19 protein-coding genes and 2 tRNA genes are annotated in these 21,952 nt (G+C 72.4%); 6 read left to right on the top strand and 15 right to left on the bottom strand.

Going from position 1 to position 21,952, the window contains the following annotated elements; translation table 11 throughout:
* Window positions 1-37: 37 nt before the first annotated feature.
* Together EMA17_RS27630 and EMA17_RS27625 are read right to left on the bottom strand one after the other, a co-directional pair.
* Window positions 38-652, bottom strand: coding sequence for a TetR/AcrR family transcriptional regulator (locus EMA17_RS27630; protein WP_160161582.1), 615 nt, complete (start codon window positions 650-652; stop codon window positions 38-40).
* 332 nt (window positions 653-984) lie between these two features.
* A complete protein-coding gene (locus EMA17_RS27625; protein WP_126639824.1) occupies window positions 985-2,595 on the bottom strand; it encodes an ABC-F family ATP-binding cassette domain-containing protein in 1,611 nt (536 codons plus the stop codon).
* Window positions 2,596-3,447: 852 nt separating this feature from the next.
* On the opposite strand from EMA17_RS27625, the gene EMA17_RS27620 reads away from it, so the two are divergent.
* The 4 genes from EMA17_RS27620 (at window position 3,448) to EMA17_RS27605 (ending at window position 7,098) form a co-directional block, all read left to right on the top strand.
* The gene (locus EMA17_RS27620; protein ID WP_126639823.1) at window positions 3,448-4,182 is read left to right on the top strand and encodes a hypothetical protein; all 735 of its coding nucleotides are present in this window, start codon (window positions 3,448-3,450) and stop codon (window positions 4,180-4,182) included.
* A gap of 396 nt (window positions 4,183-4,578) precedes the next feature.
* Window positions 4,579-4,651: transfer RNA gene (locus EMA17_RS27615), tRNA-Arg, on the top strand.
* A 12-nt stretch (window positions 4,652-4,663) separates the two neighbouring features.
* A tRNA-Met gene (locus EMA17_RS27610) sits at window positions 4,664-4,736 on the top strand.
* A 1-nt stretch (window position 4,737) separates the two neighbouring features.
* On the top strand, window positions 4,738-7,098 hold the full coding sequence (locus EMA17_RS27605) for a hypothetical protein (protein ID WP_126639822.1): 2,361 nt from the start codon (window positions 4,738-4,740) through the stop codon (window positions 7,096-7,098).
* 94 nt (window positions 7,099-7,192) lie between these two features.
* Here the strand turns inward: EMA17_RS27605 and EMA17_RS27600 are convergent, their stop codons facing one another.
* Together EMA17_RS27600 and EMA17_RS27595 are read right to left on the bottom strand one after the other, a co-directional pair.
* Complete coding sequence (locus EMA17_RS27600; RefSeq protein ID WP_126639821.1) at window positions 7,193-7,558, bottom strand: AQJ64_40280 family protein; 366 nt, start codon at window positions 7,556-7,558, stop codon at window positions 7,193-7,195.
* 29 nt (window positions 7,559-7,587) lie between these two features.
* Window positions 7,588-8,079, bottom strand: coding sequence for a MarR family winged helix-turn-helix transcriptional regulator (locus EMA17_RS27595; protein WP_126639820.1), 492 nt, complete (start codon window positions 8,077-8,079; stop codon window positions 7,588-7,590).
* A gap of 249 nt (window positions 8,080-8,328) precedes the next feature.
* On the opposite strand from EMA17_RS27595, the gene EMA17_RS27590 reads away from it, so the two are divergent.
* A complete protein-coding gene (locus EMA17_RS27590) occupies window positions 8,329-9,138 on the top strand; it encodes a ferritin-like domain-containing protein (protein WP_126639819.1) in 810 nt (269 codons plus the stop codon).
* An 86-nt stretch (window positions 9,139-9,224) separates the two neighbouring features.
* A complete protein-coding gene (locus tag EMA17_RS27585; RefSeq protein ID WP_126639818.1) occupies window positions 9,225-9,983 on the top strand; it encodes a hypothetical protein in 759 nt (252 codons plus the stop codon).
* Window positions 9,984-10,008: 25 nt separating this feature from the next.
* Here EMA17_RS27585 and EMA17_RS27580 read toward each other — a convergent pair whose 3' ends face one another.
* The 11 genes from EMA17_RS27580 to EMA17_RS27530 all read right to left on the bottom strand — a co-directional run bounded on the left by EMA17_RS27580 (window position 10,009) and on the right by EMA17_RS27530 (window position 21,793).
* A complete protein-coding gene (locus EMA17_RS27580) occupies window positions 10,009-10,827 on the bottom strand; it encodes an ABC transporter ATP-binding protein (protein WP_126639817.1) in 819 nt (272 codons plus the stop codon).
* Window positions 10,820-11,863, bottom strand: coding sequence for an ABC transporter ATP-binding protein (locus EMA17_RS27575; RefSeq protein ID WP_126639816.1), 1,044 nt, complete (start codon window positions 11,861-11,863; stop codon window positions 10,820-10,822). Before EMA17_RS27575 ends, EMA17_RS27580 begins: the two co-directional genes overlap by 8 nt.
* A complete protein-coding gene (locus EMA17_RS27570) occupies window positions 11,860-12,717 on the bottom strand; it encodes an ABC transporter permease (protein ID WP_126639815.1) in 858 nt (285 codons plus the stop codon). The genes EMA17_RS27575 and EMA17_RS27570 overlap by 4 nt, the downstream gene beginning before the upstream one ends.
* Window positions 12,714-13,667: an ABC transporter permease gene (locus tag EMA17_RS27565; RefSeq protein WP_307721564.1), complete on the bottom strand. Its 954-nt coding sequence runs from the start codon at window positions 13,665-13,667 to the stop codon at window positions 12,714-12,716. The genes EMA17_RS27570 and EMA17_RS27565 overlap by 4 nt, the downstream gene beginning before the upstream one ends.
* Before the next feature lie 5 nt (window positions 13,668-13,672).
* Window positions 13,673-15,328, bottom strand: a complete 1,656-nt coding sequence (locus tag EMA17_RS27560; protein ID WP_126639813.1) for an ABC transporter substrate-binding protein — start codon at window positions 15,326-15,328, stop codon at window positions 13,673-13,675.
* Window positions 15,325-16,353 carry an agmatine deiminase family protein gene (locus EMA17_RS27555; RefSeq protein ID WP_218043069.1) on the bottom strand — a complete coding sequence of 343 codons (1,029 nt, stop codon included), beginning with the start codon at window positions 16,351-16,353 and terminating at the stop codon, window positions 15,325-15,327. The genes EMA17_RS27560 and EMA17_RS27555 overlap by 4 nt, the downstream gene beginning before the upstream one ends.
* 74 nt (window positions 16,354-16,427) lie before the next feature.
* Window positions 16,428-18,140: an urease subunit alpha gene (locus tag EMA17_RS27550; RefSeq protein WP_126639812.1), complete on the bottom strand. Its 1,713-nt coding sequence runs from the start codon at window positions 18,138-18,140 to the stop codon at window positions 16,428-16,430.
* On the bottom strand, window positions 18,137-18,877 hold the full coding sequence (gene ureA, locus EMA17_RS27545) for an urease subunit gamma (RefSeq protein ID WP_126639811.1): 741 nt from the start codon (window positions 18,875-18,877) through the stop codon (window positions 18,137-18,139). The genes EMA17_RS27550 and ureA overlap by 4 nt, the downstream gene beginning before the upstream one ends.
* 85 nt (window positions 18,878-18,962) lie before the next feature.
* Window positions 18,963-19,406 (bottom strand): agmatine deiminase family protein, encoded by a 444-nt coding sequence (locus EMA17_RS27540; protein ID WP_126639810.1) that lies wholly within the window; start codon window positions 19,404-19,406, stop codon window positions 18,963-18,965.
* Between the two features lie 261 nt (window positions 19,407-19,667).
* Complete coding sequence (locus EMA17_RS27535; RefSeq protein WP_126639809.1) at window positions 19,668-20,822, bottom strand: agmatine deiminase family protein; 1,155 nt, start codon at window positions 20,820-20,822, stop codon at window positions 19,668-19,670.
* A gap of 413 nt (window positions 20,823-21,235) precedes the next feature.
* Entirely contained in the window at window positions 21,236-21,793 is a 558-nt protein-coding gene (locus tag EMA17_RS27530) for a TetR/AcrR family transcriptional regulator (RefSeq protein WP_126639861.1), read from the bottom strand.
* Window positions 21,794-21,952: the final 159 nt, after the last annotated feature.

Here is a 21,952-nt window from a genome sequence, read left to right as displayed (position 1 = left end):
GTCGGACAGCAGGTGATCATTCGGTTATTGTTCGTGGTCACTTCCGGTCGGTGGGCCCTTCCCGGTCGGCGGGGGGCAGCGCGCGGGCGTAGATCGTCTCCATCGCCCCGACGGCCGCGGGCCGATCGACCGCGTCCGGGTCCAGGCGGTGCTGGAGGTTGATGCCCAGACTGCTGCCGAGCATGGCCACCGCCACCGCGTCCGGATCCAGGACGTCGCCCGAGGACGGGGCGACCTCGCGCAGGTAGTCCGCGTACATCCGGCGCAGCGCGACGTACTGCGCGGCGTACGCCCGCCCCACCACCGACTCCCGGCTCACCGCCTCCAGCAGCAGCGTGGCGTAGATCCGTGCCTCGGGCCGCGACATCAACGCGAAGTTCGCCGCCGCGAGCGCGCCGGCTCCGGGCGGCGCCTCGGCGAGCCGGGCCCGGAGGAACTCGGTGCCGCGCCGGAACGCTTCCTCGACCACGGCCACCAGCAGGCCGTCCTTCGACCCGAAGTGCCAGGCCACCGAACCCCGACTGATCCCCGACCGGGTCGCCACCGCCTGGATCGACGCGGCCGCGGCGCCGCCGTCCGCCGCGAGTTCGAACGCGGCCTCCACCAGACGCCTGCGCGTCTCCTCCGAGATCTCCTGCTGACGCCCTGCCATCCCCGACTCCTCGTGTGCGGATCCGCCCGCGTACCCGGACGATCCTGCCCGCCGCCCGCCGACGCGGACGCACGTCCGGGAATCGGACGCACGGCCAACCCTAGGGGAGCGCGCCCGGCGTGGGCGGGACGAGCACATGCGGTGCCGTTCGGGCGTTTGACGATCCCGACGGCGCGTGGTTCGCCGAGCGCCACGGCGGATGCGGCCCCGAACCCACGGCCGTCGGCACCCGCCCCGCCGGGCGCGGCGATCCTGCCGGGGCCGCATCGGTCCTGCCGGTCCTGGGCGGCCCACCCGCGGACGCGCCGACGACGGCGCGCGTCACGCCCGCACTACCGCGGATCCACCGCCGTCAGCCCCCGCTCGTCGAGGTTCAGCCACCGCGTGATGCCGAGCCCGCGCAGGAACGACACGTCGTGGCTCGCCACGATCAGCGCACCCCGGTACGACTCCAGCGCGGTCGTCAACTGCCGCACGCTCGCCATGTCGAGGTTGTTCGTCGGCTCGTCGAGCATCAGCAACCGCGGCGCGGGCTCGGCCAGCAGCAGCGCCGCCAGCGTGGCCCGGAACCGCTCGCCGCCCGACAACGAGTCCGCCCGCTGGTCGGCCCGACTGCCCCGGAAGAGGAACCGGGCCAGCCGCGCGCGGATCTCGTTGTCGCTCGCACCCGGCGCGAAACGGCCGACGTTCTCCACCACGGTCAGGTCGTCGAACAACAGGTCCAGGCGCTGCGGCAGGCAGCGCATCGGCACCTCCCGCCGCACCTCGCCGGTGCGCGGCTCGGTCAGCCCCGCGATGGTCCGCAGCAGCGTCGTCTTGCCCGAACCGTTGCGGCCGAGCAGCGCGATGCGCTCGGGCCCGCGTACGTCGAGCCGCACGCGCGGCCCGAACCGAAGCCCGACGCCCGGCAGCGCCACGACCTGGCGGCCCTCCGGCACCTCGGTCAGCGGCAGGTCGACACGGATCACGTCGTCGTCGCGTACCGCCCGCTCCGCCTCGGTCAGACGCTCGCGCGCGTCGGCCAGGCGCTCGCCGTGCATCGTGCGCTGCTTGCCCGCCGCGACCTGCGCCGAACGTTTGCGCTGGGCCATGACGACCTTCGGCTCGCGCTTGTTGTCCCACATCTTCTGGCCGTAGCGCTTGCGACGGGCCAGCTTGTGGTGCGCCGCGGTCAGCTCGCGCTTCTGGCGGCGTACGTCGGACTCGGCCGCCCGCACCATGCGCTCGGCCGCCTCCTGCCCCACCTCCAGCGAGTTCTCGTACGCGCTGAACGTGCCGCCGTACCAGCGCACTTCGCCGTCCCGGAGATCGGCCACCCGGTCCACCAGCTCCAACAGGCCGCGGTCGTGGCTGACCACGACCAGGACGCCGGGCCACGCCTCGACCACGTCGTACAGGCGTTCGCGCGCCTCGAGGTCGAGGTTGTTGGTCGGCTCGTCGAGCAGCAGCACGTCCGGGCGGCGCAACAACCGGCCCGCGAGAGCCAGCATCACGGACTCCCCGCCGGAGAGTTCGCCCGTGGTGCGGTCCAGGTCGAGGTGCGCGAGGCCCAGGCGGTCGAGCGTCGCGATCGCGCGCTCCTCGACGTCCCAGTCGTCGCCGATTGCCGCGAAGTGCGCCTCGTCGACCTCGCCCGCCTCGACCGCGTGCAGGGCCGCCCGTCGCGCCGCGATGCCGAGCACCGAGTCCACCCGGGCGGTCGTGTCGAGCGTGAGGTCCTGTGGCAGGTAGCCGAGTTCACCGGTGACCCGCACCGAGCCGCGGGTGGGCGCGAGGTCGCCCGCCATCAGACGCAGCAGCGTGGACTTCCCGGCGCCGTTCAGGCCCACGAGGCCGGTGCGGCCCGGGCCCACGGCCATCTGGAAGTCGTCGAAGAGGGGGCCGCCGTCCGGCCACGCGAAACCGAGGTCGGTGCAGACGATGGACACGGGGAGGGTTGACATGGTGGATGCCTCCAGGGTGCTTGCGTACAGGGCGGCGTCTGGAGACCCGCGGGCGCGCGGTGCGTCGACCGATGGAGGGGGAGGGCGGCAACGCCTGGGGTCAGGCGGTCCCGAGGACCGGGAAGGCGGCTCCGTGCCGAGGTCGAGATCGCGCGCCTCCGCGACACGGTTGCCCGAGTGCGGTGCGGGTCTCCTGCCTCAGACGAGCAACGGCCTTCTCCTTCGGGTCTTGCCGGATCGTGTGCGGCCCGAGCGACTCGGGCCGGTGCGAACCTAGGCGAGCCTCAGGCGTCGGGCAACGCATTTTCCGCGTCGTACGCCTTCACGCGCCGCTTCGGTGGGGTCAACCGTCAAGCCTCGGAGCCGAGTTCGGCCGGTTCGTCGCGGCCCGCGGTGGCCGGCGCGACATCGATTCCGCCGCGTCTGCCGACGTAGGCGGGGAAGCCGAACGTGCACCGACGAGGAACGCGCCCGCATCGGCGCCCTCGACGGAGCCCGCATACCGCCAGGGTTTACCCGGTTCTCCTGCGCTCGTTGGATGCCGAGCGCGGGGCCGGGCGCCTAGCGTGCCGTGGCCGGGACCGTTCGCGGACAGGGTGGCGAACGGCGTCCGGCGCCGAACGAGTCCGTGATTTCCGGGAGTTCAGTGTGTCCGAAGCCCAGCGTGACCTACCCGACCCGCCTCGACCCGGATCCGCCCCGCCGCCTCCCGCGGCTTTGCCCACTCCGGCGTACGCGCCCTTTCCGCCTCCGGTCGGGCCGGGGGAGGTCGGTGCGCGGGAGCGTTCCGGCGCGTTTGCGGGTGGTCCGGTCGGATGGGGCGCACTGGTCGCGGCGGGCATCGTATCGACCGTGGTCGCCGCCTTGTTGATCAACGGCGCGGACGGGGACGGCGGACACGATCGCAAGACGTTCCAGGATCCCGCCGGAGCGGGACCACCCGCGGCCGCGGAGCAACAGCCGATGCCACCCTTCCCGTCGATCGACACCACGGGCCGGATGCCGACGGAGAGCGCGAAGCCGCCGCGCACCGCCGACGTCCGGCCCTCGGCGCCGCCCGCGCCCGCGAAGGACGGCAGGTTCACGGCTCGACCCGACGACCCGACCACGTGGCCGGACGTGTGCGACATCGTCACCGCCGCCGACGTCCGGGAGGTCTTTCCCGAGGTGCGCGGCGTCGAAGTCGTCGGCACCGCCGACGCCCGCGGATTCCTCAAGAGCAAGGGGCCCGCATTGCGCAGTACGACCTGCAAACTCACGCTGGACACACCTCGGGTGATCGACGCGTACAGCACGATCAGCCTGACCGTGGACATCGTGTCGATCGCCACCGGCGCCGAGATGACCCACGACTGGGACTTCACCGCCTCCGGTTCGCGCCGGCCCGCCGACTACCGGGAGCTGCCGCCGTCGGCGGGCGCGGATGCCGGCTACAGCGCGCAGGGAGGCGTGCAGTTCCGCAAGGACGAGTTCATCGTCCGGATCACCCCGCTGGGCCACCTGTCCACCCCGGACGGATACCCCCAACGCGGCTGGGAGGCCGACCTGTTGCCCCGACTCGTCGCCAAGGCCACCGCCCGCCTGTGACCGACGCCGGGCCACGCCGGGCGACGCCGGGGCGCCACCACGACCCGGGCGTCGCCACCCGCGCGGGGCAGCGAGGTGGCCGGGGAGATCCGCGCGCACCGGCTGCGCCCGCACCCGCCGGCCGACCCGCCGCCGGCCGTCGCGCCGGTGGCCTACGAGGCGATGAACTCGGGAGGGGTTCGACCAGGGCCGGCCGTACCTCGTCGACGAGGAGGAGGTCTCGCAGACCGGCACCGGAGTGACGGTCGCCTACAACCGCACGCGGTGGCGCAACGGCCGGGTCTCGGTCCGCCTCGCCACGCACCGCACCACCGCCCCCGCCGATAACTCCGTTGCCCCGAGCGAGGATCGCGTCCTAAAGTCGTCCCCGGTCGACGGTGCTTCGCCGGCGCACCACAACGTGTAGCTCAGTCAGTAGAGCACCGGGCTCCGGACCCGGAGGGCGCGGGGGCGGGACCCGCCACGTTGGCGAGCACGACAGCGACGTGTAGCTCAGCGAGCAGAGCACCGGGCTCATAACCCGGAGGGCGCGGGGGCAGGACCCGCCACGTCGGCATGAACGAGATGCAGGTACGCCCGGCCGTCAACCCGGGTTACGCGGGTGGGCAGTTGGCCAAGGCATTTCACACCGCCGCCACCCACGAGGACGAGGCGACCCGGCGCCGGGCCGAGGAGCGGGTGCGTCGCTGGACGGGAGTCGCCCAGGGCATGGCCGACGGCTCGTTGACCATCGGCTCGCGGACACCCGTGCGCGGACTGCCCGCGTGGGTGACCCCGGAGGTCGTGCGCGGCGGGTTCGCCACCGGCGACGCCGCGGCCGGCGGGCCGTGGACCGCGCACGAGGCCGAGGTCGCCGCCCGCGCCGGGCTGCGTACCGACGACCGACTCGCGGTGTTCCGATACTTCCTCACCGACGCGGGCCTCGACGAGCTGTACACGATGCTCGACAGCGGCCGGTATCACGTCGCGGTGCCCGAGGAGGCCGCGCTGCTCACCGTCGCGTGGCTGCTGCGTGCCGGGGACCGGTTCGCCGCGCTCACCCTGCTCGACGAGATCACGCCGTACGCGGACCGCCTGCGCTTCCTGCCGCGCGTCTGCGACACGCCCGTGCCCGACGGCTCCGCCGTACACCGCGAGTCCGTGGGCTCGTTGCGCGCCACGCTCGGCGCGCGGCGGCCCAAGCCCGCGGTCGAGGCGATGAACGAGGCGCTGACGGTGTGGAACCCGTTCGCCGACCAGTTGCTCGCGCACTGGCTGGAGACTGTCGACGACGGCCGTCTCGGCGCGGTACACCCGGCGGGCTGGACCGAACGCGGCCGTGAACTCCTGGAGCGGTACCGGCGTTTGTCGGTGCGACACACGCTGTGCACCAAGCACCGCAACCCCAGGGGCAACTCCGCGATCCTGCTGGCGGCGCTGGCCGAGGCGCTCGACGGCCCGCGGACGGGGAAGGCACGCGGCGCCGGTGCGCGCATCGCGGACCACCTCACGGGCCGCACGGCGCGCGGCGCCGGACCTCGCGGCGCCGCGCGCGGGGCGGCGCGTCCCGGCCTGCTCCGGCACGCCGTCGACGCGATGGTCGCCAAGCGCGGCGTGCCCGGTTCCCCGGCGCACGCCGAACTGCGGGCCCGGCAGGCGGCGGACGCGTCGACGGCCACGCTCCACGAGTTGGCGCGCGTGCTGATCACCCGGCTGGCGAACCTGCGCGACGACGCGGGTCTGCCCGACACGGCGTGGTTGCTCGTACCGGTGACCGACGAGGAGGCCGAGCGTACCGGCGTGCGGGCGGGCAGCCCGATTCCGGACAGCCTGCGTCATCCGGTCGAGCGGGCGCTCAGCGCGCCCGTCGCGACGCTCGTCGAACGCGGCATCGTGCCGTCGGCGGAGGTGTTGGCCGAGTTGGTGCCGCAACTGGTCGCCGCGACGACCGCGTTGGCGTACCACGATCCGGCGCTGCGCACGCTGATGACCGCCGGCTACGGGGCGTTCGCCGAGCGCCGCTCGTTGCTGCTGCTCAACCTGGAACACCAGGTGCGGATGGAGGAGTTGCCGTGGGTGCGGGCGGTGTCCGCGTACCGACGGGTGTCGACCGACACCGCGGGCAACGCCCGGGAGGCGCTGGCCGAGTTGGGCACGCTGACGGTGCGCGCGTTCCCCGGCACGATCGTGCCGAACCCGATGCTCCAGGAGTTGGGTTCGCTGGCGCGGCAGGCCGGGGTCGGGGCGGTGTTCACCGAGGAGTTGGCGGCGGACATCTTCATGGGCACGTTCTCCGTGAAGTTCCTGCGCGCCGCGCAGAACGCCGGCGAGTTGCTCGAAGGGTCGTTGTACGCGCGGTACTACGGCATCGACTACGCCGCGATCCGGGAGATCGCCGACGTCGGGCGTGAGCGCGGGTTCGCCGCGGACACCTCCGACGCCTTCGCGACGTTGTGCCGGGAACGGGCCGACATCGACACCCGGGGCCGCTCGTGGGTCGCGGCGAACGGGAAGGTGATCGAACAGGCGCAGATCCTCACCACGCACAACCTCGCCGCGCTGGTGCACCCGATCGGGGTGGAACCGGCGGAGGGCTGGGCGGAGCCGGCGCGGGGCGCGTATCGCACGGTGTGCCGCCTGGTACAGCAGATCGCCGGCAACCCGCGGTCGTTGGGCACCGTCAAGGACGCCGCGTACGCGTGGCGGCAGACGTTGTTCTTCCTGTCCCTGTGCGGGGTGGAGGACCAGTTCGCGGTGATCGCGTGGATGGCGGAGGAGACGGCGCGGCGTCCGAAGCACACGGTACGCCGCCTCGCGCCGGTGCTGGCGGGTCTGCGGCACGTGTTCACGGGCGGCACCCTGGACGACCCGGCATCGCCCAACACCCGGCGCTTCCTCGGCTGGGCCACGGACGGCCACTGGATGCGCACCGCGTGACGGGCGAGCGCCGACCACGGCGCACGTGTTCGAGCCCACCCGGCCGGCCTAGCCCTCACCGACGCATCCCCCGTCGGTGAGGGCGGGGCCGGCCCTACTCCCGTCCCAGGACCTCGTGCAGGGCCGGCCGTACGTGCTCGCCCAGCAGGGTGTGTACGGTCGTGCCGGGCAGTGTGGGCAACGACGCCCAATGGGTGACGGGTTCGGCGCAGGGGCGGCCGTACGGCAGGCGCACGACCCGGTCGGAGTCGACGAAGCAGTCGTGGTGCTCGGTGCCGTCGGCGTCGACGTGGCGGGCGGCGAAGACCATCGGCATCACCAGCCAGAAGTCCCGCGCGGCCTCGTCCTCCACCCCCGCCTCGTCGTCGATCGGGTAGCGGCCCGTCGTTGCCGCCGCCACGGGCATGCCGTCGCTCGGCAGCCCCTCGCGTACGTCCACCCACGCCACGGTCGTGTCCATGTGTGCTCCGATTCCGGTTCTGTGTGCGATCACGACGGTCCGGCGTCCGGCGCCGTCGACACGCCGCCGGCGGGGTCGATCGCTTCGACCGCCTTGACCAGGGGGGCCAACTCGGGGTTCCCGGCCGCTTCGTCCAGGGCCTCGCGCAGGGCGGCGTCGTTGGTCGGCCGCGCCTGCGCCAGGAGCCTCAGGCCGGCGTCGCCGACGTCGGTGTAGATGCCGCGGCGGTCGGTGGGGCACAGGTAGCGCGAGAGCAGGCCGCGGTCCTCCAGCCGGGTGACCAGGCGCGTGGTGGCGCTCTGGCTGAGCACCACCGCGTCGGCGACCTGCTTCATCTGCAGGTGGCCGCCCTCGCCGTCGTGCTGACGGCTGAGCACGTCGAGCAGCGAGTACTCTCGCACGCTCAGCTCGTGCTCGGCCTGCAACGCACGTTCGATCTGCGCCTCGATCCGGCCGTACAGGACGTAGAGCGCGGCCCATCCGTTGGCGAGGGCGGTCAGCGCGGGATCCGTGGCGGGCATGGGCCCGAGTCTCCTCCGGGTACGACTGGCGGGCGTTCAGGATACTGCATGCTTTGAAATATCGGCCGGCGCATATATAGCGTGCATGCAAGTGTCTTGGCCCCCAAGGAGCGCCGGCAATCGCGGGATCGCGCGGTTTCACTTCGTGGGGAGGTGGTATTCGGGCACTTCCGGCGGCTGTGCCGGTATCCGGTCCGGTGGCGGGGTTCGGCGGTATCCGCGGTGCCTGTGGAGATGGAGGGGTCTGTCGTGCTCGGTCCTCGCGACATTCTTCGAGAGATCCATCGGGACGACGAGGCGTTCCGGCTGTTCTGCAGCATCGCGGCGAAGGGCGAGAGCCAGGGCGGGTGGGAGAACGGGCGGATCGCCGCCCTGGCCCGCGACCCGGAACTGGCCCCCAAGATCGCGCGGCACGGCGCCGACGAGGACAAGCACGGGCGCATCTTCAACGCCATGCTGCACCGCCGTGGGCTCGATCCGGTCGACGTCCCGCCCGAGACGGACTACTGCATGTTGCTCGAACGCCGGGGTTTCGGCCTCGCCCACGATCGACTGCGCCGCGACGAGCCGTTGACCGAGGGCGACATCGTCGAATACCTGGTGCACAGCCGGGTGACCGAGCAGCGCGCCGCGGAGGACATGCGGATGTTGCGTCGATACCTCGGCGACGACCCCGACATCGGCCGGGGCATTCGCATGATCTGCGAGGACGAGGAGAATCACCTCGCGTACTGCCACGAGGAGTTGCTGCGGCTGTCCGCGCGCGACGGCGGGGCGGACATCGGGCGGGCCCTGCGCAGGACCGCCCGTGCCGAGATCGAGGTGAACCGCGACGTGAGCCTCGCGGTGATGGACCGCATGGGTCGTCTGCTCGGCTGGTCGCGTGGCCGGCGCCTGGCGCTGAGGATCGGCATCCGGGTGACGTACGCCTACGACAGGGTGTGGGGCACCCGCCGTATGGTCCGCCTGCGCCCACCCGCACGCGTCGACGCCATGGGCCCGAGGGACACCGATCGGGTCACGGGGGACGGTCGGCCGGAGCCGGGCCGGGCAGGCTGACCGCGCCGGCGTACACCCAGCGAGCGCCAATCGGCACCGGGCAGGCTTGACCGCGGGACGGACACCACGCGGAAGGGGAAGGCCCGATGACCTCCGATACCGACACCATCGCCGGCGCGGGCGACTGGTTGCACCTGCGCGACACCATCGACGTCGACGGTGAGTTGTCGAAGCGCATACGGGCCGAGAACCCGGCGCCCGGGGCCCGCCTGGTGCTGATCGCCCGAGAGATCACCCACGAACCCGGGTTCGTGCTGCGCGCGGCGGGTCACCCGGTGCTGCTGGTCGCCGAGAGCCACCGGGGCAACGGCGGCGGCATCGACGCCGACGCGGTCACCGCACTCGCCGCGACGCTGATCGACGCGGCCCTGACCGCACCGGACGGGGCGCGGGTCCGGGTGGCGACGGTCGAGTATTCCGGACTGCGCCTTCGTGCCGATCCGATACCGGCCCCGCGCACCCACACCGAGGATTCCTGGTGGGCGGAGGTACACCGCGAACTCGGACCCGCGTACACCCGGGCCTGGGCCGAATACCGCACCCGGATGGGCGAGTTCCTGTTCCGCGCCGACAACCCGCGATCATCCGGGCACGCCGACGACCGCTTCGAGGCCGCCCAGGAGTTCCGCCGCGCGCTCGTGCTGTGCCCGCGAATGCCGCGCCCGGCCGAGTTGTTGCGGCATCTGGAGAACGACCTCACCGCCGACGGCGAACCCTACGACGTCGCCCCGCCCCCGGACCTCGCCCACCAGGACTGGTACACCGAGGCGAGCGCCACGTTCCTCCAGGCGTCGTTCACCACCGCCCGAAACCTGGCGCTGTTCGTCATGGGGAAACCGGACTGACCGCGCACCGATCGACAGTGCCGCATCACGCCGGCGTGTCGTCGTTCCGCAGCGCGCGCCGTGCCGCGCCGATGGCGTGTGGGTCCCAGCCCGGTCGCGGTACGGAGTCCATGAGCAGTCGGGTGTAGGCGTGGTTCGGCAGGGCCAGCACGTCGGCGGTGCGTCCGGATTCGACGATCCGGCCGCGGCGCATCACGATGACGTCGTCGGTGACGCACCGGACCACGCCGAGGTCGTGGGTGATGAAGAGGTAGCCGACGCCGGTGGCGTCGCGGATGTCGGCGAGCAGGTTGAGGATCTGCGCCTGCACGGACACGTCGAGTGCGGCGACGGCCTCGTCGAGGACGAGGACGGCCGGCTCGACGGCGAGTGCCCGGGCGATGGCGACGCGTTGCCGCTGTCCGCCGGACAGTTCGCGGGGGAGCGCGTCGGCGGCCCGGGTGCCGAGGCCGACCTGGTCGAGGAGTTCGCGGATCCGCGGTGCCGGGTCGGTGCCGGGCCGGTGCAGTTCGAGTGTCTCGCGGAGCACGGCCTCGACGCTGGTGCGCGGATCGAGGGACAGGTACGGGTCCTGGAAGACCATCTGGATCTGGCGGGCGCGGGCGAGGCGTTCGGCGCGGCCGCGGGGTTGCGTGGTGCGGTCCTGTCCGCGCACGCGGACGTGTCCGGCGTCGGCGCGGTCCAGTCCCACCACGATGCGGGCGGTCGTGGTCTTCCCGGAGCCGGATTCGCCGACGATCCCGAGAGAACCGCCGTCCGGGAGGGTGAAGGTGACGTCGTCGACGGCCCGTACGTCGCCGAACGTCCGGCACAGTCCGCGGACTTCGAGGAGGGGTTCAGGCATCGCCGGGTGTCCCTTCGAGACGGTCGCTGTGGTGGCAGGCGGCGGTGTGTGCGGGTTCGCCGCGTGCGGGCATGCTTCGGGGGGTCTCGGTGGTGCACAGTTCGGTGGCGTGGGCGCAGCGCGGCGCGAAGGGGCAACCGGTCGGTTCGCGGCGCAGGTCCGGGGGTTGGCCGTCGATGGCGACGAGTCGGCCCGGTGGGGCGTCCAGTCCGGGTGTGGAGTCCAGGAGTGCCTTGGTGTAGGGGTGGCGGGGTCGGGCGAACACCGATGCGGCGGGGCCGGTTTCGGCGATGCGGCCCGCGTACATGACGTAGACGCGGTCGCTGATCGCAGCCGCGAGGCCCAGGTCGTGGGTGACGAACAGCAGTCCGGTGCCGAAGCGTGCGCGCAGGTCGCCGAGCAGGGCGACGACCTCGGCCTGGGTGGTCACGTCCAGCGCGGTGGTGGGCTCGTCGGCCAGCAGCAGGGTCGGGTCGCCCATGAGGGCGGCGGCGATCATCACTCGTTGGAGCATGCCGCCGGAGAGTTGGCCGGGGTACCGGCGCGGCACTTCGGTGGTCAGTCCGACGGCTTCGAGGAGTTCGCCGGCGCGGGCCTGTGCGGCGGCGGGGGTCATGATCTTGTTGAGGCGCACGCTCTCGGTGAGGAAGTCGCCGATGCGGCGCAGTGGGTTGATGGCGGCGCGTGGGTCCTGGAAGATCATGGCCGCGGTCCGGGTGCGCAGGTGGCGCAGTTGTCGGGCGTTCATGGTCAGGACGTCGTCGCCCGCCACGTGCACGGTGCCCTCGGTGGTGGTGCCGGCGGGCAGGAGTCGCAGGACGGTGCGCGAGGTGAGTGTCTTGCCGGAGCCGGATTCGCCGACCAGGGCCACGGTCTCTCCGGCGCCGACGGTGAGGTCGACGCCGTCCAGGACCGGTCGGGCGGTGTGTGGCAGGCGCATCCGGAGGTTGCGGATGTCGAGGGCGGCCGGGGTGTTCGGGCGCCCGCCGGGGGCGGGTCGCGGGGTGTCGGCGGGGTGCTGTTCGGTGGTGTTCATCGGTTCCTTCCGGCGACCTTGTCGGCCCAGTGTTCGCCGACCACGTTGAAGGCCACGACGGTCAGGATGATCACCAGGCAGGGGACGATCGCGGAGAGCGGGTAGCCGCTCTGGATGGCGGACTTGCCGTCGAAGACCATGCGTCCCCAGTCCGGGGTGAGGGCGGGTACGCCCAGGCCGAGGAAGGACAGGCCGGCCAGGTCGATCAGCGCGTAGCCGAAGTTGACGGTGCACTGGGCCAGGACGACGGGGGCGATGTTGGGGACCACGTGCCGCAGACAGACGTCGGTGCCCGAGTGGCCTTGCACCCGGTACGCGGCCACGTAAGGGCGTTCGCGTTCGGCGAGCACGAGGGAGCGGGCCAGCCGGGCGACATAGGGCAGGTACGCGATCGACAGTGCGACCACCGGTGCGAGGAGCCCCTCGCCGTAGACCGACGTGAACAAGATGGCGAGGAGCAGACCGGGGAAGGCCAGAGTCAGTTCGGTGGTGCGGGACAGGAGCGAGTCCAGCCATCCGCCCCGCCACCCGGCCACGACGCCGACGGCGCCGCCCGCCAGGGTGGAGAACACCACGACCCCGAGCGGGCCGAGGAGCGAGGTGCGGGCACCCACCACGAGGCGGGACAGGGTGTCTCGGCCGGCCGCGTCGACGCCGAGCAGGTGGTCGCCGGACGGCGCCGCGAGGGCGTTGCCCAGTTCCACCGTGTTCGGGTCGTGCGGGGCGATCCACGGCGCGAGCAGGGCGACCGCCACGACGAGGCCGACGAAGCCGGCACTCGCCAGGTACAGGGGACCGCGGTCGGTCGCGCGCAGCCGCGCGAGCCCGGGGCGGCGCACGAGGGTCATGGTCATCCGGTGGCCCTCGTTCCCAGGGTGATGCGCGGGTCGACGACGGGGAGCAGCAGGTCGATGATCAGGTTCACGGTCATGAACAGTGCGACGATGATCAGGGAGATGGCCTGGACGACGGGGAAGTCCTTGGTGGTGGAGGAGAGTTCGAGGAGCTGGCCGACGCCGCCGACGCTGAACGCGGTTTCGACGAGGACGGTGCACACCAGCAGGCTGGAGACGATCAGTCCGGCGGTGGTCAGCACCGCGCCGAGGGCGTTGCGGAAGACGTGGCGGCTGATGACGTGCCGTTCCGGGATGCCGCGGCTGCGGGCGACGGCGACGTGTTCGGAGGTGAGTTGCTCGAGCATGGCGCTGCGGGTCACCCGGGCGAGCATCCCGACCAGGTACAGCGCGAGCGCGATGGCCGGCAGTGTCAGGTGCCACAGCATGGCGGCGATGCCGTCGCCGCTGCCGCTCCCGCTGGAGGGGAACCAGCCGAGTTCGACCGCGAGGAAGCCTTGCAGCAGGATGGCCGCGACGAACGCCGGGGTGCCGATCGCGAAGGTGGTGCCGACGAGGATCGCGGAGTCGGTCGCGCCGCCGCGCACGGCGCCGGCCCAGCCGAGTGCGAGTCCGAGGAGCACCACGACGACCAGGGCCATGCCGACCAGCAGCAGTGTGGTGGGCAGGCGGGAGGAGAGCAGGTGGGACACGTCGGTGCGGTACTCGATCGAGCGGCCGAAGTCGCCGTGCAGGATGTTCCCGAGCCAGCGCGCGTACTGCTCGATGAACGGGTCGTTCAGGTGGTACTGCCTGTCGATCGCCGCGAGGGCGGCCGGGGACGCCGACCGCCCGCCCAGCAGGAAACTCGCCGGATTGCCCGGCGCGAGGTACATCGCGCCGAAGACCACGAACGAAGCGCCGAGCAGGGTGGCGGCCATCTCCAGCAGCCGCCGGACGGCGAATCTCACGAAATTCACCCCGAGGCCCCCACATCCGCCGCCCACGGGTAGTACATGTACGCGATGGTCGTCGGCGCGCCGGTGATCCTCTTGTTCAGGAAGACCGTGGACGGCCATTCGGCGATGGGCATCCACAGCACGTCGTCCGCGGCCTTCTGCTGGAGTTTCGCCTCCAGCGCGAACCGTTGTGTCGGATCGTAGGTTTCGGTGATCTTCGCGACCAGGGCGTCGAACTCGGCGTCGCTGTAGCCCGCGTGGTTCTGGTAGCCACCGGTGCGGAAGTTCCGCAGCAGGTCGACCGGGTCGGTGACGGACAGGTAGTACGTCTCGGGGAACAGGTCGATGCCCTCGCGGGCCTTGGGGTCGGTGAACAGCGCGGAGAAGGCGTCCGGGGCGATGGTCTTCAATTCGACCTCGAGGCCGATCCTGGCGCCGGCGTCGCGGATCGCGGTGGCGACCACGGAGACGTCCTGGCCGATCGGGCTGGTGGCGACGGTGACCGTCTTGCCCTTGGCGCCGGCCTCCTCGATGAGCTTCTTCGCCTGCTCGATGTCCTGCGTACTCGACGGCAGGTGGTCGAACGCGGCGGCCTGCGCGTCGGCGGGGGCGCCCGCCCAGGCCGCGCGCGGGGTCAGGGAGGCGGTCGCCGTCCCGTTGCCGGCGAGCGCCGTCCTGACGATTCCGGGACGGTCCAGCGCCATCGACAGGGCCCTGCGCACGCGGACGTCGGAGAGGGTGCCCTTCATGCTGGTGACGTTGACGTTGAGGGTGCTCAGGCCCTCACCGAAGTACAGGGTGCCCGCGCCGCCGGTGCGCAGCCGCTCGTAGCTCTCGCTCGGTATGAGGAATCCGCCGTCGACCTCGCCGCCGAGCATCGCGTTGGTGCGCGCCGACGCGTCGGTGAGGAACTTGAACTCGACGGTCCGGGCCTTGGCCTTGGTGCCCCAGTAGTCGTCGAAGCGTTCGAGCTTGAGGGACTGGCCCTTGGCCCAGTCGCCGAGCCTGTACGGGCCGGTGCAGTCGAGGCCGCCGGTGGTGCCGTAGTCCTTGCCGGCGGCCTCCACGCCCTTCCTGCTCGCCACGACGCCGGCCGCGGTGGCCATCAGTTGGGGGAAGAGGGAGTCGGCCTGCTTGAGCTTGACGGTGACCTGGAGCGGTCCGGTGGCGGTGACGGTGTCGACGTTCTCGAACGACTCGGCCCACGCGGCGCCCAGTTCGGGGTTCGTCTGGCGGCCGAAGCTGTAGACGACGTCGTCGGCGGTCATCACCGACCCGTCGTGGAATTTCACGCCCGGCCTGAGGTCGTAGACCCACGTGGTGGGGTCCGGGTTGGCCGCCTTCTCGGCCAGGCCCGGTGCCAGGGTCAGTTGCGGCGTCCAGCGCATCAGACTCTCGCAGACGTTGGACAGCACCGTGTTCTGCGGGTAGTCGAACGCGGTGATGTAGTCCAGGGAGAGCGGTTCGGCGTACAGCGCCCAGCGGAACGAGTCGATGTTCCCCTTGGCCGGCGGGGTACCGGGGGACAGCCGGTAGTTCGCGGCCTGCCGAGCCGGGTCGTGCTTGGGCGGTCCGGAGCAGGCCGCGACCATGGCGAGGGCCGCCGCGGCGGCGACCGCGGGCAATGCGGCCCGCCGCGATCGTCCGAGGAGGGTGGACCCGGGTGTCGTCATCGGAGGTTCCCTTCGGTGGTCGTCGGGCGCGCCGCGGGGATCTGCTGGGTGATGCAGTGGACGCCGCCGCCGCCGAACGCCACGGTGCGGGTCGGGACGCCGACGACCTTGCGGTCGGGGAAGGCGGACTGGACGATCGCGAGCGCGCCCGCGTCCTCGGGGTGGTCGGCGATCGGCACGATCACGCCGCCGTTGGCGACGTAGAAGTTGAGGTAGCAGACCTCGATGTCGCTGCCGCCCCACGCGACGAACGCCGTCTGGGGGACGTCGACGATCTCGAACCGGCGTCCCCGCGCGTCGCTGGACGCCTCCAGCACCGCGCGGTTGGCGCGCATGCGCGCGTAGTCGGGGTGTGCCGGGTCGGCCGGCAGTTGCACGATGAGCTTGCCGGGGGCGGTGAACGCGCAGACGCCGTCGACGTGTCCGTCGGTCTCGGTGTCCAGGAGCCCGCCGTACGGCAGCCAGATCACCTTGGTGACGCCCAGGCGCGCCTTGAGTTCGGTCTCGATCTCGGCGCGGGTCATGCCCGGGTTGCGGTTGGGGTGCAGCAGGCACTGCTCGGTGGTGATGAGTGTGCCTTCGCCGTCGACGGTGATGGCGCCGCCTTCGAGGATCATCGGGGAGTCGATGCGCGGGTCGCCGAGCGTGTCGGTCAGGGCCGCGGCGATCCTGTCGTCGGCGTCCCACGGGTGGTGCTTGCCGCCCCACGCGTTGAAGCGGAAGTCGACGCCCGCCCGCGCGCCGGCTTCGTCGAGTACGAAGATCGGGCCGGAGTCGCGGAACCACGAGTCGTCGATGGGCAGTTCGATGATGCGGATGCCGTCGCCGCACAGTGCGCGGGCGTCCCGGGCGGCACCGGGGACGGTGACCATGGTGACGGGTTCGAACTCGGCGATGGCGCGGGCGACGGCGGCGTACTCGTGCTTGGCGTGGTCGAACATGTCGCCCCACAGGTCGGGCCGGGTGGGCCAGGCCATGAGGCAGCCGTCGTGAGGGGTCCACTCGGCGGGCATTCGGTACGTCATGGGTTTCTCGTTTCGTCGTGCGTGGGCAGGCGCGGTGTGGTGCCGGCCGATGGGTCCGGGGACGCCCCGGGATTTCAGAGGAAGTACAGGCGGTTGAGGGAGACCTCGTCCGCGGGTTCGGAGTGCAGCGGGGCGCCGTCGAGGGTCACCAGGCCGGTGCGGGCGTCCACCTGCACCCGGCCGGTGCGCGCGTTGCGCACCATGTCGGCGGGGCCGATGCCGCGGGTGCCGCGCACGGCGACCCGGCGGCGGCGGGTGGTCATGCCGTCGTACGGCCGGCCGGCCGACCCGGCTTCCGCGGCGGCTCGGCTGACGAAGGCCACGGACAGGTCGGCGGGCGTCGCGCCGTGTCCGCCGAACAACGGCCCCATCACCAACGGTTGGCAGTTGTCCGTGGCGGCGTTCGGGTCGCCGGTGACGCCGTACGCCGGGAAGCCGGACTTGAGGACCATCTGCGGCTTGGCCCCGAACGTCGCCGGACGCCAGAGCACGATGTCCGCCATCTTGCCGACCTCGAGCGACCCGACCTCGTGGGAGAGTCCGTGGGCGATGGCCGGGTTGATGGTGAGCTTGGCGATGTAGCGGAGCACGCGGGCGTTGTCGTCGTGCGGCCCGTCCCCGTCCGCCGGGCCGAACTCGTGCCTCATCTTCCCGGCGACCGCGAAGGTGCGGCGCACGGTCTCGCCCGCGCGGCCCATGCCCTGGGCGTCCGACGACGTGATGCCGATGACGCCCAGGTCGTGCAGGACGTCCTCGGCGCCCATCGTCCCCGCCCGGATGCGGTCGCGCGCCATGGCGGCGTCGCCGGGAAGGTCGGTCTTGAGGCCGTGGACGGAGACGATCATGCCGTAGTGCTCGGCCACGGCGTCGCGCCCGAAGGGCAGCGTGGGATTGGTGGACGAGCCGATGACGTTGGCGACCCCGGCCATCTTGAGGACGTTCGGGACGTGTCCGCCGCCGCAGCCTTCGATGTGGAAGGCGTGGATGGTGCGCCCTTCGAGTACGGACAGGGTGTCCTCGACCGACAGGCACTCGTTCAACCCGTCGCTGTGCAGCGCCACTTGCACGTCGTGGTCCTCGGCCACCCGCAGCGCGGTGTCGAGGGCGCGGGCGTGCGCCCCCATGTCCTCGTGGACCTTGAACCCGCAGGCGCCGCCTTCCGCGAGCGCTTCCACGAGCGGCGCCGGTTCGGAGGCCGAACCGCGGCCGAGGAAGCCGATGTTCACCGGCCACGCGTCGAAGGAGTTGAAAGCGTGCCGCAGCGCCCACGGCGAGTTGACGCCGACGCCCCAGAGCGGGCCGAACTCCTGGCCGATGATCGTGGTCACGCCCGACGCGAGCGACGCCTCCATGATCCGCGGGCTGAGCAGATGGACGTGCGTGTCGATGGCGCCGGCGGTGGCGATCAGTCCCTCCCCCGACACGATCGCGGTGCCGGTGCCCACGACGACGTCGACGCCGTCGAGGGTGTCCGGGTTGCCGGCCCGCCCGATCGAGGCGATGCGCCCCTCGCGGATGCCGATGGACACCTTGCGGATGCCCTGGATCGCGTCGATCACCACGACGTTGGAGATCACCACGTCGCAGGTCTCGCGGACCGTCACGGCCTTCAGATGCAGGCCGTCCCGGGCGGTCTTGCCGAAACCCGCGAGGAACTCGTCCCCGCCGGCCTGCGCGTCGGACTCGACCCGGACGACCAGACCGGAGTCGCCCAGGCGGATCCGGTCACCCGCCCGGGGGCCGTGCACGGCCGCGTACTCGCGGGCGTCGAGGGGGCCGCCACTCATGCGAGTTCCCTTCCGTGCCCCGGCTCGGGCGCGGCCGAGGCATCGCCGGCGCCGGGGGCCGCGCCGAGGTAGCCGGACGCCGCCGCGCGGCGCAGCGCCTCGGCCTTGGCGCCCGGCGCGTCCAGCGGTCCGTCGACCAGACCGGCGAAGCCGATCGCGATGCGCGCGCCGCCCATCGGCACGAGGCCGATCTCGACATCGGCGCCGGGGTCGAACCGGGTCGACACGCCCGCGGGCGCCGCCGGTCGCATGCCGTAGGCCGCCGCCCGGTCGAAGTCCAGGCGCGGGTTGGCCTCGAAGAAGTGGAAGTGTGAGGTCACACTGACCGGTACCGAGGCGGTGTTGCGCACCGTGATCCGGGTCACCGGCTCCGGCCCGGCGGCGGCCTCGGTCGCCGGGATCACCGCGCCGGGCGCCGCGTCGCCGTGGCCGGGATGGCCGAACGGGTCGGTCACCACGGCAAGTCGGGTGCCGTCGGGGAAGACGGCTTCCACGTATACCTCGGTGACCAGGTCGACGACGCCGGGCAGCACGTCGTCCGGGCCGAGCACGCGGCGGGCGGCCTCGACGGCGTCCGCGAGCCGGTGTCCCGCACGGGCCGCCTCGCACACGGTGTCGGCGATCAGCGCGGTCGCCTCGGGCATGTTCAGCGGCAGCCCGGCGTCCCGGCGACGGCGCGCCAGTTCGGCCGCCGTGAACAGCAGCAGCCGATCGCGCTCGGTCGGGGTCAACTGCACGGTGTCTCCAGGTGGTTCGTGATACGCGGACGGGGCGACGGGCTCGTCCCCGTGCGGATGGAGCGGATGTGCCGTCGGCGACGGCCTACTCGGGTGCCGGCGCGGCGGGTCGGTCGTGGGTGGCGCAGTGGACACCGCCGCCGCCGGACGCGATGGCGCCGATCGGGACGGGCACGACGTCACGGCCGAAGCAGTGGTCGCGGAAGATCCGCCGGGCCGGGTCGTCCGCGCGCTCGTCGCCGAAGCGCGGCATGTACGGCGCGCCGTCGGCCACGGAGAAGTCGGCGCAGCCGGAGGCGAACGCGTGGCCGCGGCAGGTGATCAGGTCCGGGTCGGGTTGCGGGAGGTCGACCACCTCGAAGGGCTCGCCTCGGGCGTCGACGGCGGATTTCGGCACGGAACGGGCCCGGTCGCCGGCCCGCGACCGGGAGTCCGCGGGGCCGCCGGGGAACGCGGTGCCCGGCAGGACGACACCGGATGCGGCGCGGCGGCGGACCGGACGGTCGACGTGCGCTCGTGCCGGTCCCATTCGGCTCCGAGCCTCCGTGTTCCGGGGCCGGCCGTACCCGGGACCCCTCCCGGCGTCGTGGGGCCGGCCCCCTCCCCGGGAGTGTCGGACGCGGCGTCCGCGATACGGGCGACGGCGCCGAGGGCGACGACACCGGCACCGTGCGGACGGCGCGGAACGGCACGGCGGGACGGGAGGGCAGCAGACATGGGGGAACTCCGGGAGGGGTCGTGCAGGGCGTCGGGAACGACCGGCGCCGGCCGTGGCGCGGGGGCAGGGCGGTCAGGCCACCGGTTCCTGCATGGTCGAGCAGTGGATGCCGCCGCCACCGCCGCCGATTCGGTCGGTGTCGAGTTGGACCACCTGGCGGCCGGGGTAGGCGGCGGCGACGACCCGGCGGGCCGCTTCGTCCTTGGCGCGGTCACCGAACTGGGACATGACCACGCCGCCGTTGCAGACGTGGAAGTTGACGTAGGAGTCGACGAAGTCGGGGTTCGTGGATCGGATGGTGTCGGGGCCGTCGATGCGGACGACCTGGAGACGGCGGCCGCGGGCGTCCGTGGCGGCGGACAGGATCGCGAGCTGTTTGCGGGCGTCCTGGGCCCAGATGTCGGTGCGGTTCGCGGGCGGGACCTGCACCATCACCACGCCGGGGCCGATGAAGCGCGAGGTGGCGTCGATGTGGTCGTCGGTGATGTCCTGGCCCTTGATGCCGGGCACCCAGATCATCTTGCTCGCGCCGTAGGCGGCCAGCACCGCCTGCTCGATCTGCGCCTTGCTCATGCCGGGGTTGCGGTTGCTGTTGACCAGGCTGGACTCGGTGGCCATGACGGTGCCGTCGCCGTCGGTCTCGATGGCACCGCCTTCGCCGGTGAACCCGGCACGGGTGAAGGCGAGTCGGTCGTACGCCGCGATGCCGGCGGCGACCCGGGCGTCCCTGGTGTGCGTCTGCTTGTTTCCCCAGCCGTTGAAGCCGAGGCCGACGGTGTCGCGGCCGCCTTGGCCGTCGGTGCGGAAGACGGGCGCGGTGTCGCGGGCCCAGAGGTCGTCGACGGGTATCGAGCTGATGACGGTGACCGTGGAGCCGCACTTGGCGCGCGCGGCGCTCGCGCCGGAGGCGTCCGGCGCACACATGATCACCGGTTCGAATCGGGCGATCGTCCGGGCGATCAAGGCGATGTCGTTCTGCACGCCGCTCAGCTGTCGACCCCAGATGGACGAACTGGTCGGCCAGGCCATCCAGGTGCGGACGTGCGCGACGTCGTCGGCGGGCACCCGCCGGGCAGCCGCGGCGCGCGCGGCCGGGGCCAGGGCCGCCTGACCGCCGATCGTGAGACCGGCGGCGCCGAGGAGGACGCCGCCGAGGACACGGCGACGCGAGGGCCCTGCGACGGTCTCGGGTGCGGAACCGGAGGGGGTGGTGCGCGATCCATGCATGGCTGACTCTCCCTGTCGGGTGGTAGCTCCGCCGCTCGGCGGCACGGATGGACGAACTCGCGGATGCGTGGGGTTGCCGACGGGACGGGGTGCGCATGGCACCCGGAGTCCCGGTCCGGCGTGCCCACACTGTTCCACTGACTGAAAAGTCAGTCAATAGTGCGGAGGGGAAACGGCCGTCGCGGATTTCGGACGGGGTCGGGGCCGGTCGCGCTCCCGTGGGTGCCGCGGTGTTCGCGGGGGCGGTCGCGGGCATCGATCGGCCGCCCGACGGAGCGGATCGCACGGCGCGGGAACGAGCATGGAGATCGGCGGATTCGGTGTTGCGGGGCCGGCGCCCGCAGGTACGCCCCGCGGGATGCCGGTGCGGACGGCGCCGCGCAGGGCGCTCCGGCCCACGGCCGGGGGATCTCTCAGGCGGAGTCGAGGTGGGACAACTCGGCTTCGATCGCGGCGAGTATGAGGGTGCGGGCGTGATCGAGCGTCAGCCCCTCGCTCAGCCAGCGCCCGCTGAGTCCTTCGAGGAGCGCGGTGAGCCGTTGGGCGGCCTCCAGTGCCCGCCATGCGGGTGCCGCCGGCAGGACCGCGGTGATCAGGTCGGCGACCTCGCCGTCCCACACATGGGTGGCCTCGGCGAGTTCGGTGCGCAGCAGGGCGTCGAACATCGCGCTCGCCCGCAACTCGCCCCACGCGGTGCTGTTCTCGCGGACTTCGGCGGTGTCCTGGAACTCGAGGAGCAGCGTCTGCTCCAGCACGGAGCGCGGGTCCGTCCGATGCTCGGCGGCGACGCGGTCGGCGGTGTACCGCTCGGCCCGGTCGTTGATGAACTCCAGGGTCGCGCGCAGGACTCCGGCGCGGTCCTTGAAGTGGTAGTAGATCAGCCCGTTCGACACGCCGGCCTCGGCGGCCAACTCCTCGATGCGCAGCCCGCGTACCCCGCGGCGGGCGATGAGCCGCGCCGCGGCCTCCATGATCACGGTACGACGATCGGCGGCCACGGCTCGACACCCTACCCTCCGGCCCCACGGGCACCCCGCGGGCCCGGGGCGGTGACCGATGATCGCGGACGCGCCGCACGATACGATGACTGAATATTCAGTCAGTCAAATGGGCGGTCCTGTGCCGCCCCG

The sequence above is a fragment of the Embleya hyalina genome (assembly GCF_003967355.1).
Classification (GTDB): Bacteria; Actinomycetota; Actinomycetes; order Streptomycetales; family Streptomycetaceae; genus Embleya; species Embleya hyalina.
The sequence above is the reverse complement of the archived record's forward strand: the minus strand, read 5'-3'. Positions and strand labels throughout refer to the sequence as shown.

Excerpts from the sequence above, each read along its gene's own strand:
- EMA17_RS27560 (WP_126639813.1), bottom strand. The coding sequence starts at position 15,328 with ATGACGACACCCGGGTCCACCCTCCTCGGACGATCGCGGCGGGCCGCA.
- EMA17_RS27595 (WP_126639820.1), bottom strand. The coding sequence starts at position 8,079 with ATGCCCGCCACGGATCCCGCGCTGACCGCCCTCGCCAACGGATGGGCC.
- EMA17_RS27630 (WP_160161582.1), bottom strand. The coding sequence starts at position 652 with ATGGCAGGGCGTCAGCAGGAGATCTCGGAGGAGACGCGCAGGCGTCTG.
- EMA17_RS27625 (WP_126639824.1), bottom strand. The coding sequence starts at position 2,595 with ATGTCAACCCTCCCCGTGTCCATCGTCTGCACCGACCTCGGTTTCGCG.
- EMA17_RS27575 (WP_126639816.1), bottom strand. The coding sequence starts at position 11,863 with ATGAACACCACCGAACAGCACCCCGCCGACACCCCGCGACCCGCCCCC.
- EMA17_RS27555 (WP_218043069.1), bottom strand. The coding sequence starts at position 16,353 with ATGACGTACCGAATGCCCGCCGAGTGGACCCCTCACGACGGCTGCCTC.
- EMA17_RS27530 (WP_126639861.1), bottom strand. The coding sequence starts at position 21,793 with ATGGAGGCCGCGGCGCGGCTCATCGCCCGCCGCGGGGTACGCGGGCTG.
- EMA17_RS27535 (WP_126639809.1), bottom strand. The coding sequence starts at position 20,822 with ATGCATGGATCGCGCACCACCCCCTCCGGTTCCGCACCCGAGACCGTC.
- EMA17_RS27580 (WP_126639817.1), bottom strand. The coding sequence starts at position 10,827 with ATGCCTGAACCCCTCCTCGAAGTCCGCGGACTGTGCCGGACGTTCGGC.
- EMA17_RS27600 (WP_126639821.1), bottom strand. The coding sequence starts at position 7,558 with ATGGACACGACCGTGGCGTGGGTGGACGTACGCGAGGGGCTGCCGAGC.
- EMA17_RS27550 (WP_126639812.1), bottom strand. The coding sequence starts at position 18,140 with ATGAGTGGCGGCCCCCTCGACGCCCGCGAGTACGCGGCCGTGCACGGC.
- EMA17_RS27605 (WP_126639822.1), top strand. The coding sequence starts at position 4,738 with ATGAACGAGATGCAGGTACGCCCGGCCGTCAACCCGGGTTACGCGGGT.
- EMA17_RS27540 (WP_126639810.1), bottom strand. The coding sequence starts at position 19,406 with ATGGGACCGGCACGAGCGCACGTCGACCGTCCGGTCCGCCGCCGCGCC.
- EMA17_RS27570 (WP_126639815.1), bottom strand. The coding sequence starts at position 12,717 with ATGACCATGACCCTCGTGCGCCGCCCCGGGCTCGCGCGGCTGCGCGCG.
- EMA17_RS27585 (WP_126639818.1), top strand. The coding sequence starts at position 9,225 with ATGACCTCCGATACCGACACCATCGCCGGCGCGGGCGACTGGTTGCAC.